This window comes from Novipirellula galeiformis (assembly GCF_007860095.1).
In the GTDB taxonomy this organism is placed as follows: Bacteria; Planctomycetota; Planctomycetia; order Pirellulales; family Pirellulaceae; genus Novipirellula; species Novipirellula galeiformis.
Map to the genome: position 1 here is coordinate 188,629 of NZ_SJPT01000007.1, position 14,019 is coordinate 202,647.

Sequence of the window (14,019 nt, forward strand, 5' to 3'; positions counted from 1 at the left end):
CCTCAGGATTTCTGAAATGAAAAGCTCCAAGCCCCAAACTCCTTTGCGCGACGCGTCTCGCAACACTGCGGCGAACCGACGTCGCTTCTTGCAAACCACCAGTGCTGGCCTTCTTGCGGCTGGTGTTTGGAGCGAGTTGCCGGCTGCGGAATCGACCTCGGCCAACAACAAGTTGAAGGTTCTTTGCGTTGGCACGGCGAATCGCGCTGCAGCGGATGTCGACGGCGTGAAAGGCGAAGACATCATTGGCTTGTGCGATGTGGACAAGAACTATCTTGATCGCGCTGCAGCATCGTTTAAGAGCGCCAAGCTTTACGCCGATTATCGCGAAATGATCGCCAACGAAGCGGACAAAGCCGATGCGATCGTGATCGGAACCACCGACCATCATCATGCCACCGCAGCGATTCGTGCCATCAATGCAGGTTTGCATTGCTATTGTGAAAAACCATTGACCCACACGATCCACGAAGCTCGCGTGATCGCAGAAGCGGCCAAGGCTAAGGGCGTCGCGACACAAATGGGAACGCAAATCCATGCGCAACCCAATTACCGTCGCGTTGTCGAAATCGTTCAAGCGGGTGTGTTGGGCGACATCAAAGAAGTGCATGTTTGGGTTGGCAAAGGCTGGGGCGGCGGCGAGCTTCCTGAACCGGGCCAACAACCCCCGGCGAATTTGAACTGGGACCTGTGGCTAGGTGGTGCCCCCGAGCGTCCGTACGCGGCGGGACGTTACCACCCCGCACAATGGCGTCGTTGGTGGGCCTTCGGCGGAGGCACGCTCGGCGACATGGGATGTCACTTTATGGATCTGCCCTTCTGGGCGCTGAACCTGCGACACCCAACCTCCTGCGAAGCGGAAGGCCCCGAGGTGCATCCTGAGACCTGTCCGCTGGGGATGAAGGTCAACTACAAGTTCCCGGCGCGTGGTGAAATGCCAGCCGTGAACCTGACTTGGTACGACGGCAACATGACTCCCAAGGAAGTTGCTGGCGAACGCGTGCCCGGAAGTGGCGTTATGTTCGTGGGTAGCAACGGCAAAATGTTCGCAAACTACTCGAACTACAAGCTGTTCCCACAGGACAAGTACTCCGACTTCACTCCGCCTCCGAAAACCATTCCTGATTCGATCGGACACCACGCCGAATGGATCAAGGCATGTAAAGAAGGTTCGCCTACGCTTTGCAACTTTGATTACTCCGGTGCACTCACCGAAACCGTGTTGCTAGGCAACGTCGCCTTCCGCGCTGGCAAACAACTCGATTGGGATGCCGCCGCATTGAAGGCCACCAACTGCCCCGAAGCGGACCAGTACATCACGAAAGAGTATCGCAAAGGTTGGGAATTGGCGTAGGTCCGCCTACGTTGGATATCTGACGGGTGTCGAGGCAGAGGCCAATGGCGTCGTCAACCGGGGAAATGGACTCCGGTTGACGCGATTTCCGCAGCCGCGACACCTGTGCCGGAATCAATGTTAGCCCCGCCGACGAGGGCTGACGCGTTTGAATCCGCAGCCGGCGGCCAGTCCGCCGATCTGCTGGGTTCGAAAAGAAGGAATGTGAAAAGCCCCCGCCTTAGCAGCAGCTGACATGGAAGCAGCGGCCGAGTGAGGCGTGGCGAGCAGTGGCCTGAGTTTGTGAAGGCCCAAAAGCGACGAGGAGACGGCGGCGCGCGGGTTCGACGAACACCTCTCACCAAGGCAGCTCCATGTTAAACCTGACTTCGCGTGGTATCGCTCATACCTGTGACGGCATGACGCGTCGCGACTTTCTGCAGGTTGGCACGCTGGGGACGATCGGGCTCGGGTTGCCCGAATTCTTAGCCGCAGCGCAGCGAGGGGCGGTGGAACCTAGCAAGGACCAACGCAACTGCATCATGATCTTCAATCTCGGTGCCCCAAGTCAACTCGATACCTTTGACATGAAGCCTGCGGCCCCCGCCGAGGTACGCGGTCCCTTCAAGCCGATTGCAACAAAAGGAGACTTCCAGATCTCCGAGATCTTGCCCAAGCATGCGGAGGTCGCCGACAAATTCTCGATCGTCCGCTCCTGTTACCACACCGCCGCGGCGGTCCATGATGCGGGTTGGCAAATGATGCAAACCGGACGTCAATTTAATGGCGGGGTGAACTACCCGCACGCCGGCGCGGTCGTTCAGTACATGCGAAAGCGACGCAGCGACTTGCCATCACATGTCGTGCTGCCCGAAACGATGGGACGCGGCGGAGGAAATTTGCCTAACGGCCAAGCCGGCGGTTTCTTGGGCAAAGCGTTTGATCCATTTGCGTTGATGGCGGATCCTAGCGAAGCGAATTTCAAGGTTCCCGATCTGTTGCCTCCTGCATCGCTGGGCGAGGTCCGAATCGATCGGCGGCGACGCATGCGCGCGGCAATCGAATCACGAATGCAGCAACTCGAGGCGTCCGAGTCCGCGAAGACGATGGACGAAAATTTCGACTCGGCCTACCGTTTAATGAGCAGCCCCCAAGCGCGCGAAGCCTTCGATTTGAGCAAAGAACCACGTGCGGTTCGCGAGCGTTATGGCATGCATCGCTTTGGACAATGTTGTCTCCTTTCGCGGCGATTGATCGAAGCGGGAGTGCGATTCGTCACCGTCAACACCTTCTTGACCGTGTTTGACGAGATCACCTGGGACATCCACGGCAGCAAGCCCTTTACGACCATCGATGGGATGAAAAACATCGTCGCGCCGATGTACGACCAAGCCTACTCAGCACTGATCGCCGACCTTGACCAGCGAGGCATGCTCGCCGACACGTTGGTGTGCGGGTTGGCCGAGTTCGGACGAACTCCCAAGGTGAATCCAGCCGGAGGCCGCGATCATTGGCCACAATGCTTTTCCTGTACGTTTGCGGGCGGAGGCACCAAGGGCGGCCGCGCCATCGGGGCGAGTGATCCGATCGGTGCAGTCCCCGCCGACCGTCCGGCAAACCCCGGTGAGATCATCGCAACCATTTTCAAAAGCCTAGGCTTGGAGCTGCATGCGGAGTTGCCGGGTCCCGCCGGGCGTCCCTTCCCGCTCGTCGATTATGGCGTTCGCGAGATCAAAGAACTTTTTGCCTAGAGGGCCTTTTCCATCCCAGGCCGGTGCGCCAATAGACCAGGCTCGAGCGTGCACGATTAACGCGGCGAAGTCGAGATCGGTCGCGAGCCCAAAGGGACGATGCGACCCAAAGCCAATGAATGGATTAACCCAAGTTGGAATCATGATGCACCTTCGCTTCCCGCTCCGTGTCGTCGCTGCGGCGATTCTATTGGTTACGATCACCGCCGATCCGATCACCGCCGGTGAGATCGCGGTCCTTCCCGCATCGTTCCAACTCAACGGCCCCGAGGGGCGTCAACAATTGATGGTAGTGCGCCAGGCCACCAACGAGAACAGCGCAGCGGGAACGGTCACAGGCAAGGTGGAATTCAGCAGCAGCGACCCTAGCGTCGTAAGAATCGATGGCGAGATTGCAATCGCCATCGGCGACGGCAGCGCAACGATCACCGCGCGTGTGGACGGCGACGAGGCGATAACGCAGGTCGCGGTCAACGGTTTTGACACTCCGCATACGTGGAGCTTTCGCAATGACGTGCAATCGGTACTTTCGCGTCATGGCTGTAACACCGGAGCGTGTCATGGCGCGTTGGCGGGCAAGGGCGGTTTCCGGCTCTCCCTTCGCGGCTACGACCCTCACGCCGACTTTATCTCGGTAACACGCGAGGCTAAAGGACGCCGGGTTGAATTATCCGACCCCGGCCGCAGCCTGCTGATCGCCAAACCCACCGGGGCATTGCCGCACCAGGGTGGCTTGCGACTTGATCCGAAATCACGCGACTATCGCGTGCTGGCCTCGTGGATCGCGGCGGGAGCCGCAGGCCCAAGCAAGCACGACGCACGGCTGCAGCGGATCACCGTCACACCGCAGAGGAGCCTGCTTCGCCCCGGTGATCGCACGCGAATTCTCGTACACGCTCATTACGACGATGGCCGTAACGTGGACGTCACTCATTGGTCCGTTTTTTCGGCCACCGACGAGGCTATCGTCACTGTCGATAGCGAGGGTACAGTCGAAGTCGTCGGCAGCGGCGAAGGTGCGGTGCTGGCTTGGTTCGGTAGCAATGTCGCACTGGCGCGGATGACGGTCCCCTATCCACATCACGTTCCAGCGGAGATTTACACCGAGTCGCCTCGTCGCAACTTTATCGATGAGTTGACGCTGGCGCAATTACAAACCTTAAACCTGCCCCCTTCGCCTCGCTGTGACGACGACACGTTTCTTCGCCGGGCAACGCTCGACACGATCGGACGCCTGCCCAGCTTAGCAGAGCGGCAAGTCTATCTCGGTGAACCGCTCGACCAACGCCGCGACAAATTGATCGAGCGGTTGTTGGCCAGCGACGACTTCGTCGACTATTGGACCTATCGTTGGTGCGACATGTTGCTGATCAACGGCACCCGGCTTCGCCCGATCGCGGTGAAGTCTTATTACCAGTGGATTCGCCAATGCGTCCAAGAAAACAAACCATGGGATGGGATCGTTCGCGAAGTCTTGACCGCTTCAGGATTGAGCAACGAAAACGGAGCGACTAACTTCTACGCGTTGCACCAGAGCCCCGAAGAGATGACCGAAAATGCCTGTCAAGCGTTTCTCGGTTTATCGATTGGATGTGCCAAGTGCCACAATCACCCACTCGAAAAATGGAGCAATGATCAATACTACTCCATGGCCAACATGTTTGCTCGAGTGCGAGCAAAAGGTTGGGGAGGCGATGGCCGAAACGGCGACGGCATTCGCACGTTGTACGTTGCCACCTCGGGTGATCTGATTCAACCCAACCGTGGCAAACCGCAACCGCCCGCACCGCTCGATGCCCCCGCGCTCGACATCAACGATCCATCGGACCGCCGCACAGTGCTAGCCCAATGGATGACCGATCCCGCGAACCCCTACTTCGCTCGCTCGATTAGCAATCGCATTTGGGCAAACTATTTCGGCCGCGGGTTAGTCGAACCGGTCGATGATTTGCGATTGAGTAACCCCGCCAGCAACGAACCGCTGCTGGCCGCGGCGGCGCAGCATGTCATCGACGCCGAATTTGATTTAAAACCATTGATGCGTTCCATCTTGCAAAGTGAAACGTATCAACGCAGCAGTGTGCCGCTCAAAGAGAACGTCGACGAACAAAAATACTGGAGCCGCTACTACCCGCGTCGCTTGATGGCCGAAGTATTACTCGATGCGATCGACCAAACGCTGGAAACCGCAACGCGATTTGACCAGGTCGCATTTCCAGGTGCCGACAAGCAAAAGACCGACTTTTATCCGCTTGGAACCAAAGCGATTGAGTTGTACGACGCATCGGTCGAGTCCTATTTCCTGAATGTGTTCGGTCGAAACCCACGCGTCATCACCTGTGAATGCGAACGAAACGCGGACCAGAGCATGATCCAAGCCTTGCATCTCTCTAACGGCGACACCTTGAACCCGAAGCTTCAAGAGCCGGGAAATCGCGTGCAGAGACAGCTTGCAATAGGCGAGTCCCCCGACGAAATCATTGCGTCGTTGTTTCAGATCGCCCTGTCCCGCGAACCGACCCCTGAAGAGCGTGAGCGACTGATGAAGATCGTCGAAGAATATGGCGACGACGTGGAAACGGCGCTGCAAGACGTCGCCTGGAGCGTGCTAACGAGCACCGAGTTCACCTTCAATCATTGATCGATACCAATCCCCCAATTCCCGCCCCCCAATTCCCGATCCGCCTCTCGTACTCCCCAAGAGCCAAAGTCATGCGATTCCTGCTCGCCAGCGCGTTTCTGATTGCGTTTGCCACTGCGGGCACTGCGGCCGACGTTGTCAACTTTGCGAGTGACGTTGCACCGATTTTGAACAAGTACTGCGTCGGGTGCCACAACGCCGACGAAAGCGAAGGGGGTTTGCGTCTGGATGATCACGCGGGATTGATCGCGGGGGGCGATACCGGTTTAGCGGTCACCGCCGGCGCATCGCGCAGCAGTCGCATGCTGTTGATGGCGACGGGAAAGTTGGAACCGAGGATGCCGCCCGCCGGTGAGCCCGGTCCAACGGAACAAGAGATCGAGTTGATCACCAATTGGATCGATCAAGGCGCCATCGGAACCGAGGGTGCGGTGCCGATAAAAATGACGATACGCACGCCTCCGATTGCCCCCGCCAAGCTCAGCAAACGTCCGGTCACGGCGATTGCGATCACCGCCGACGCAAGCCGGCGAGCGGTGGCTCGGTTCGGCAGCGTGGAAATCCAAACTGGCGATGGAACACCGATCGCAGAGATCCGCGACTTACCGGGAAAGGTCCACTCGCTCCAATTTGATCGCGATGGCAAGCGAATCCTGGTCGCATCGGGATTAAGCGGAGCGTACGGACGTGCGGCGATCTATCATGTGGAGGATGCGAAGCTAGAAACCGAGTTGCTCGGACATCGCGACATTTTGTATTCCGCCATTTTTTCGCCTGATGAAAAATGGGTCGCCACGGCGGGCTATGACCGAGTGATCAAGCTTTGGGACCCGCACACGGGAATCGAGGTGCGTGAATTAACGGGGCACAACGGGGCGATCTACGACCTGGCCTTTTCCCCCGACTCCAAAGTCCTCGTCAGCGCATGTGCGGATGCGACTCTAAAGGTTTGGAACGTCCAATCCGGCGAACGCCTCGACACGCTCAGCCAAGGTGAAGGCGAAGTGATGGCCGTCGAAGTCACCGCCGATGGCAAGACGATCATCGCCTGTGGTGCCGATCATCGGTTACGGGCTTGGCATTTGAAAAGCAGCGATTCTCCGGAGGTCAATCCGCTCGTTGCGACTCGATTTGTCGATGAATCGCCGCTGCTGGGTCTGGCTTTGTCCTCGGACTCGACGCGGGTCGCCGTGCTGTGTCAGTCGGGGAGCGTCAAGTTGTTCGATACGTCAACGTGGAATCAAGTCGCCATGCTGAAGCCGGTTCGCGATACAGGAACCGACATCCTTTTCAATGATGCCACCCACTCCCTGCTCATCTCGCTGATGAACGGCCGTATCGAGAACCGTGAACTCCCTCGCCCCAATCAACTCGAAGGCAAACTCAAAGCACCGCTCACCCCCATCTACATGGATTTAGGGGATTTGACCGTGAGGGAAGAGTCCGCGGGGACCTCGCTTCCGCGTGGTGCTAGCGTCCGTGGCGTTATCTCATCCCCCGGCGAGGTGGACGAATACACCTGGTACGCGGCCGAGGGTGAAGTCTGGGCCATCGATGCGGATCCAACGCCAACGAGCCCCATCGATCCAATCATTACGATCTTGAACGTTCGTGGCGACCCCGTGTTGCGAACGCGATTGCATGCGATTCGCGAATCTTATTACACGTTCCGCGGCAAAGACAGTTCGCAAACAAACGACTTTCGGCTATTCCACGGGCAAGACATGAACCTGGACGACTATCTCTATTCCGCCGGAGAGGTCACCCGTTTATGGAAACATCCGCGTGGCCCCGATTCTGGGTTTGATACCTATCCGGGCGAAGGGAAACGATGGACCTATTTTGGGACCTCCGGGACAACCCACGCCCTCGGTGAACCCGCCTACGTCGTACGTCCGCTGGCCGACGATGAAACCCCGGTGTCCAACGGGTTGCCGGTGTTTGACATCTACTACCAAAACGATGACGATCCGATGCGGATCGCCGGTCATTCCAGTCGTTTGCGGTTCACGGCACCCAGCGCCGGCCTGTTTAAGGTTCGCGTCACCGACACACGCGGCGAGGGGGGAGCAAACTATGATTACAATTTGAAGGTTCGCGCGGCCGCCCCAGGTTTCCGAGCCTCACTGACCGCGTTAAAAGGCCCCATTTTTAAAGGCACGGGGCGTGAGTTCACCGTCAGCGTTGATCGCATGGACGGTTTTGAGGGGCCCGTCAAGTTTACGCTCAACGGATTGCCACAATCCGTCACCTCCAATTCACCCATCATCATTGAAGCCGGTCAGAGGTCGGCGGTGGGAACGCTATGGGTGCCCGCTCGAATCGATGCCGAGGAAGCAAAACTTTGGAACGGAGAAATCAACGCAACCGTCGTGGCTAGCGCCAACGTGCTCGGCCGTCACGTCGAGCGAGTGGCGGGACAGTTAAAGCAACTCAAGCTTGCCGAAGATCCCGCGGTGATTCCCAGCCTCCATCCGCTGAAGCACGACGTTCCCGAGAACGAAGCTTGGCTGTTACAAGTTCGCCGTGGGGAGACCGTTTCCGCTCGCGTTCGTGTGCGACGCCAAGCGGGCTTCACCAATGAAGTTTCCTTTGGCAAAGAGGACTCGGGGAGAAACGCATCTCACGGTGTCTACATCGACAACATTGGACTCAATGGCTTGTTGGTTCTCGCGGACGATGAAGAGCGAGAATTCTTTTTGACGGCCGATGCGATCGCAGAACCCGGCCGCCGCTCGTTCTTTCTCACGACCAATACCAACGGTGGCGTAACGACTCACCCCATCGTGGTCGAGGTTTTACCGTAGAATAGCCCTTTCGGAGCAACGCGCGGCCGTGCGATTGGCCCCTGCGATTGGACCGTTACCGACGAATGCGTGCCAGCATCCGAACCAAATTTTAAAATGATTAGATTGCGTGTGTCTCGACGTTTCACTGGCGAGATCGCCCTTACCCCCCTGGACTTACTTTCTCTCCCTCGAACTCGGCTAGGTTCCTGCATGCTTGCCTTGATGTCTCGCTTCACTTTCTTGCTCGCACTGTCGATCGTTTGCACCGCATCGTACGCGGAACCGAGGCGGCCCAACATTGTGATGATTTTGTCCGATGACCAAGCATGGGGCGATTACTCGTTCATGTCCCATGAAGCGATTCAAACGCCGGCGTTGGACCAACTCGCTCGCGAAAGCTTGACCTTCACCCGAGGCTATGTGCCCAATAGCCTTTGTCGTCCCTCGTTATCCACGATCATTTCCGGACTGTACCCGCACCAACACGGCATTGTTGGAAACGATCCGCCGTGGGCTGGGATGCAGGAAGGTCGTAAACGCCCCAACCACACTCAACCCCAGTACGTCAAAAACCGCGAAGCTTACCTTTCCCACATCGACAACATGAAGACGCTGCCGGACTTCTTGGCACCACTCGGCTATCGGTCATTGCAGACCGGTAAATGGTGGGAAGGCAATTACAAACGTGGTGGATTCAGTGAAGGGATGACGCAGGGCGATTTTCACAAAGATGGGCGTCACGGTGACGCGGGGCTCAAGATCGGACGCACCGACATGCAACCGATCGAGTCGTTTCTCGACAGCTGTAGCGAAAACAAGGATCCCTTTTTTGTTTGGTATGCGCCGTTTCTACCTCACACTCCCCACAACCCGCCAAAGCGAATTTTGGACCAGTACCGATCCAAGACGGACTCGTTACCCATGGCGAAATATTGGGCGATGTGCCAATGGTTTGATGAAACCTGCGGACAACTACTTACGTCGCTGGACGAACGTGGCTTAGCCGAGAACACGATTGTGATCTATGTCACCGATAACGGCTGGATCAATGAGATCGACTCCAGTCGTTATGCACCACGCAGCAAACGAAGTCCCAACGAAGGGGGAACCCGTACGCCAATCATGATCAAGTGGCCCGGACATGTCGCCCCTCGACTCGATAACGAAACGTTGGCCTCGTCGATTGATCTCGTTCCCACCGTGCTCGCAGCGGTGGGCATCCAGACCGACAATGCATTGCCGGGGATCAATTTGCTAGACCCAGCCGCACGTGAGTCTCGCGATGCGATCTTTGGCGAGATCTTTGAGCACGACATTCAATCGATGGACGATCCGGTGGCGAGTTTGCGATATCGATGGATGATCCAAGGCGAGTTGAAGTTGATTCTGCCATCGGTTCGCATGACAGGCGAAAAAGCACAGCTTTACAACTTGAAACAAGATCCTCACGAGAACAACGATCTCGCCGCGACCCATCCCAAGATCGTCGCGTCGATGAGCGAGGCGATCAACGCCTGGTGGCCCGCGAAATCGCACGATGGCTCGCCAAGCCCAACGGCCGAGTGACCATCCCGATCCTTCGCTACAGCGGGGGTACGGGCGTGAACGACGTCGCAGCGACGCGCAGCCCTCGGGCTGAATCGATAACGTGTCGCGTCCCAGCCTCTAGCAACCCGGCCTCTAGCAATCTGGTGTCTAGCAATCTGGTGTCTAGCAATCTGGTGTCTAGCAATCTGGTGTCTAGCAACCGCGAGTTCCCGAGCGACGGCCTCGTGGTTTCATGCATTTGGCTCCACGTCACGGCCAGTGAACTTGTTAATGGATGACGATAAAATCACCCTGTTGGCAATCCTGGATGAATGAGTGACAATCCCCCTCCTCTTCAGTCAAACGCTCCCTTGACGCGTCCTTTGGGAATCGCAACGAAACCGGATTCATTTTTGTCCAGAGGTGTGTTTCGGCCTCCCCGCCACTCGGTGGCTGGCGCGGCCGCAGCGACCGCCAAGTGCATTTCGCAGGAAGCGTTGGGAGACGCTGACAGGAACGCGATCGAATTGTCCAACTCGGCTTGCCTCGCCCGACTGGCCCGACTGGCCCGACTGGCCCGACTGGCCTTGACCCGACGCGTCCAAAATTCTTCATTCCCTCCCCGACTTACTCTGCGACGAGCGGATGAGCCCCTATAAAAAGTGGTCAACGTGCTGCTGAGATTATCCGACAGACTCGCAAGCAAGGTCGCCATCGCAGAACTTGCCGATTCGCCGATCGAGACGAATCCGTGCTCCGATTGGTCATGCCGTATATTCATTGCCAATCGAGCTCAGTACGTCCTGATCAGCAATACATTGTCCCTGTATTCGTGTGTGATCAGCTGCCAAGGGATCAGGGATCGCGATTCGTTTGTCGGCAACATCGTTGATGCCATCGACGAAACCATGAAGGCTGCTGAGATGCAGCGGGCCTACGACCGGTTGGTTGCTCCGCCCAACGGGGGAGTGACCTTCGCAAAGCCGCTCCATCGCTCGGTGGCGGTGGCGATGAGCGATCATGTGTACGCCGCGAAACTCTACTTGTCCGATGGCTTGGCGGCTCCGCAAATCGGATTTCGGCTGAACCATTCACGGCATCCTGGCCTCATCGACCGTCAGGGACGTTCCTCAGCAAAGCCATGGGAGGTGTTCGCGGGTCTGGTAGACGAATCTGATCCATCGGCTCCTTGCTCAGCGAGGTCACAGTGACGCCTTCTGGAATGATCTGTGTGGTTCGCTCGAGCGATCGTCCGCACGTCAAATTGATCTGATTTCTTCGCCCGTTCCCTCGGGTTAGCCCGCTGCCTACCCTTCATCGAACTAGGCAAACGATCTATGCTTTCCGCTTCGCTTGGGGCCCAGCCCCTGAGAACCGTTCAACCGCCAGATGACTGACCGGAGTGCCGACCATGGGCAATATTTTCCTACTTCGCTTTACCGGCGAGGACCGAGTCGGCTTGACCTCCGAACTGACCAGGACGCTTGCGGAGATCGGCGCGATCGTTTTAGACATCAACCAGGCCGTGATCCATCAATCGCTGCTGTTGGGAATGATGGTGCGTATCGCGGACGACGTGAGAGTCGAGCAGCCGATCAAAGCGATGGCGGAAGAACTCGGTCTGCGAGTGAAGATCCAAGCGATTGCCGATGCCGACTACGACGACTGGGTCAACCGCCAAGGTAAACCTCGCTACATCCTGACCCTCTTGGCCCGCTCGATCGACGCATCGCACCTCGCCGCGGTAACCAAAGTGATCACGGACGAAGGCTTGAACATTGATGTGATTCACCGCCTGTCGGGGCGGCCTCAACGAATCGAGAGCGTCGACCTCCCCCGTCGCGCTTGTGTCGAATTTTGGCTGCGTGGTGAGCCCCACGATAAACCACGCATGCAAGCCCGCTACATGGACCTGTGTCGGGAATTGGCAATCGATATCGCTTGGCAAAAAGACGACGCCTACCGACGTTCACGACGCCTGGTTGCCTTCGATATGGATTCCACTTTGATTCAAGCCGAAGTTATCGATGAATTGGCCAAGGAAGCCGGCTGTGGCGAATCGGTCGCCGCGATCACCGAAATGGCCATGCGTGGCGAGCTGGATTTTGACACGTCGTTGCGACGCCGTGTCGCGACCTTGCGTGGATTACCGGAATCGTCGCTGCAACGTGTCGCCGAACGTTTGCAGTTGACCGAGGGAGCGGAATCGTTACTGCTCAATCTTCACGAACTGGGATACCGCACCGCAATCCTGTCCGGCGGCTTCAGCTACTTTGGAAACCGACTCCGCGATCGCTTGGGATTCAACTACGTGCATGCCAACGAATTGGAAATCGTCGATGGCAAATTGACCGGCAACGTGCTCGACCCCATCGTCAACGGCCAACGCAAAGCCGAATTACTCGAACAAATCGCTGCCAAAGAAGGGATCAATCGACGGCAAATCATCGCGATTGGGGATGGAGCCAACGATCTGCCGATGCTCAACCGAGCCGGCTTGGGCATTGCCTTTCATGCCAAACCGATCGTACGCCAAGAAGCCGGGCACGCCGTCTCGAATCTCGGCCTCGATGCCTTGCTCTATCTCCTGGGCGTCCGAGACCGAGAACGGATCGAACTCTAACGCTGTATCGCGGGAACGCCCTAGAGAAACTCGTTGATCAGGTTTTCCAGCATCTCTTGGCGACCACTGGCGAGCGTCGGTTCGCCGTTGGCGAGCGCGTAGGTCTCCAAATCAGCGAACGAACATTGCCCCGCCTCGACCTTGGCCCCGAGCCCCCGATCGAAACTGGCGTAACGCTCTTGAACGAACGAAGCGAGGCGACCATCGGCGCGGATCGCCGCCGCAATCTTCAAACCGCGAGCGAATGCATCCATCCCACCGATGTGGGCGTGGATCAAATCGATCGGTTCGTGAGACTCACGCCGACGCTTGGCGTCAAAGTTCAATCCGCCCGTGCTAAAACCGCCCGTATTCAACATCACTAACATGACTTGAGTGGTGAGATAAATATCGGTTGGAAATTGATCGGTATCCCATCCAATCAACGTGTCCCCGCGGTTGGCATCGATGCTGCCCAGCATCCCGGCATTCGCGCTGACGGTCAATTCGTGCTCCATCGTATGACCGGCGAGCGTGGCATGATTGGTCTCGATGTTCAGCTTGAAATGATCCATCAAGCCATATTCGCGAAGGAAATTTAGGCAGGCGGCGGCATCACTGTCGTATTGATGCGTGGACGGTTCACGGGGCTTGGGCTCGATGTAAAAGGGCCCCTCAAACCCGATCTGCTTCGCGTGCTCCACCGCCATGTGCAGAAACGCTGCGAGGTGATCAAGTTCACGTTTCATATTCGTGTTCAACAAGGTGGCGTACCCCTCGCGGCCACCCCAAAACGTATACCCCAGCCCATCGAGCTCCTTGGTCGCTTCCATGGCCTTCTTCACCTGAGCCCCCGCGTATGCATAAACCGATGCATCGGGCGAAGTCGCAGCCCCGTGAGCGTAGCGAGGATGCGAGAACAAACAGGCGGTGCCCCAGAGCAGTTTGACGCCCGTCTCCGCCTGCTTCTGCTTCAGCTTCGCGACCACGCGATCGAGCGCCGCGTTGGAGGCGGACAGATCATTAAGCTCCGGGGCAATATCGCGATCGTGCCAGCAATAGTATTCAATGCCTGTTTTCTCGAGGAATTCAAAAAAGACGTCAACTCGCTGCAGTGCGTTCTCCACCGAACTCGAACCATCATCCCATGGCGTCCGCGCGGTGCCCGCACCAAAGGGATCCGAGAGATCGTTCCGCATCACATGCCAATAGGCAGCCGCGAAACGCAGGTGTTCTTTCATCGACTTGCCGTCGATCATTTCGTCGGGATTGTAGTGCTTGAAAGCCAGGGCGTTCTTGGAGGTGGGCCCTTCAAATTGGATCTTGTCGCAGTCGAAATAAGACATGAAATCTGCCAGTTTCTTAAGGAGGGGGGG

Annotated in this window: 9 protein-coding genes; 7 read left to right on the forward strand and 2 right to left on the reverse strand. The window is 57.5% G+C overall.

The annotated features are described in order from the left end of the window. The first annotated feature begins 16 nt into the window (after nucleotides 1-16). The 5 genes from Pla52o_RS18930 (at nucleotide 17) to Pla52o_RS18950 (ending at nucleotide 10,080) form a co-directional block, all read left to right on the forward strand. A complete protein-coding gene (locus Pla52o_RS18930) occupies nucleotides 17-1,354 on the forward strand; it encodes a Gfo/Idh/MocA family protein (protein ID WP_146596195.1) in 1,338 nt (445 codons plus the stop codon). 353 nt (nucleotides 1,355-1,707) lie between these two features. Beyond that, nucleotides 1,708-3,084 carry a DUF1501 domain-containing protein gene (locus Pla52o_RS18935; protein WP_146596196.1) on the forward strand — a complete coding sequence of 459 codons (1,377 nt, stop codon included), beginning with the start codon at nucleotides 1,708-1,710 and terminating at the stop codon, nucleotides 3,082-3,084. 142 nt (nucleotides 3,085-3,226) lie between these two features. Beyond that, a complete protein-coding gene (locus Pla52o_RS18940; protein WP_146596197.1) occupies nucleotides 3,227-5,725 on the forward strand; it encodes a DUF1553 domain-containing protein in 2,499 nt (832 codons plus the stop codon). Nucleotides 5,726-5,796: 71 nt separating this feature from the next. Then, nucleotides 5,797-8,532 carry a c-type cytochrome domain-containing protein gene (locus Pla52o_RS18945; RefSeq protein WP_146596198.1) on the forward strand — a complete coding sequence of 912 codons (2,736 nt, stop codon included), beginning with the start codon at nucleotides 5,797-5,799 and terminating at the stop codon, nucleotides 8,530-8,532. 204 nt (nucleotides 8,533-8,736) lie between these two features. Beyond that, the gene (locus tag Pla52o_RS18950) at nucleotides 8,737-10,080 is read left to right on the forward strand and encodes a sulfatase family protein (RefSeq protein ID WP_231612471.1); all 1,344 of its coding nucleotides are present in this window, start codon (nucleotides 8,737-8,739) and stop codon (nucleotides 10,078-10,080) included. Nucleotides 10,081-10,396: 316 nt separating this feature from the next. Here the strand turns inward: Pla52o_RS18950 and Pla52o_RS18955 are convergent, their stop codons facing one another. Continuing rightward, nucleotides 10,397-10,822: a hypothetical protein gene (locus Pla52o_RS18955; RefSeq protein WP_146596200.1), complete on the reverse strand. Its 426-nt coding sequence runs from the start codon at nucleotides 10,820-10,822 to the stop codon at nucleotides 10,397-10,399. Between Pla52o_RS18955 and Pla52o_RS18960 the strand changes: the two genes are divergently transcribed. Together Pla52o_RS18960 and serB are read left to right on the forward strand one after the other, a co-directional pair. Next, nucleotides 10,713-11,252 (forward strand): DUF6933 domain-containing protein, encoded by a 540-nt coding sequence (locus Pla52o_RS18960; RefSeq protein ID WP_390620895.1) that lies wholly within the window; start codon nucleotides 10,713-10,715, stop codon nucleotides 11,250-11,252. The two genes, Pla52o_RS18955 and Pla52o_RS18960, sit on opposite strands and share 110 nt — an antisense overlap. A 200-nt stretch (nucleotides 11,253-11,452) precedes the next feature. Then, nucleotides 11,453-12,664, forward strand: coding sequence for a phosphoserine phosphatase SerB (serB, locus tag Pla52o_RS18965; protein ID WP_146596202.1), 1,212 nt, complete (start codon nucleotides 11,453-11,455; stop codon nucleotides 12,662-12,664). Between the two features lie 20 nt (nucleotides 12,665-12,684). Here serB and xylA read toward each other — a convergent pair whose 3' ends face one another. Next, nucleotides 12,685-13,989: a xylose isomerase gene (xylA, locus tag Pla52o_RS18970; RefSeq protein ID WP_146596203.1), complete on the reverse strand. Its 1,305-nt coding sequence runs from the start codon at nucleotides 13,987-13,989 to the stop codon at nucleotides 12,685-12,687. Between the last annotated feature and the right edge of the window lie 30 nt (nucleotides 13,990-14,019).

What these genes read in the sequence shown, in the direction of transcription:
- Pla52o_RS18930 (WP_146596195.1), top strand. Translation starts at nt 17, where the DNA reads ATGAAAAGCTCCAAGCCCCAAACTCCTTTGCGCGACGCGTCTCGCAAC.
- Pla52o_RS18935 (WP_146596196.1), top strand. Translation starts at nt 1,708, where the DNA reads ATGTTAAACCTGACTTCGCGTGGTATCGCTCATACCTGTGACGGCATG.
- Pla52o_RS18940 (WP_146596197.1), top strand. Translation starts at nt 3,227, where the DNA reads ATGATGCACCTTCGCTTCCCGCTCCGTGTCGTCGCTGCGGCGATTCTA.
- Pla52o_RS18945 (WP_146596198.1), top strand. Translation starts at nt 5,797, where the DNA reads ATGCGATTCCTGCTCGCCAGCGCGTTTCTGATTGCGTTTGCCACTGCG.
- Pla52o_RS18950 (WP_231612471.1), top strand. Translation starts at nt 8,737, where the DNA reads ATGTCTCGCTTCACTTTCTTGCTCGCACTGTCGATCGTTTGCACCGCA.
- Pla52o_RS18955 (WP_146596200.1), bottom strand. Translation starts at nt 10,822, where the DNA reads ATGAATATACGGCATGACCAATCGGAGCACGGATTCGTCTCGATCGGC.
- serB (WP_146596202.1), top strand. Translation starts at nt 11,453, where the DNA reads ATGGGCAATATTTTCCTACTTCGCTTTACCGGCGAGGACCGAGTCGGC.
- xylA (WP_146596203.1), bottom strand. Translation starts at nt 13,989, where the DNA reads ATGTCTTATTTCGACTGCGACAAGATCCAATTTGAAGGGCCCACCTCC.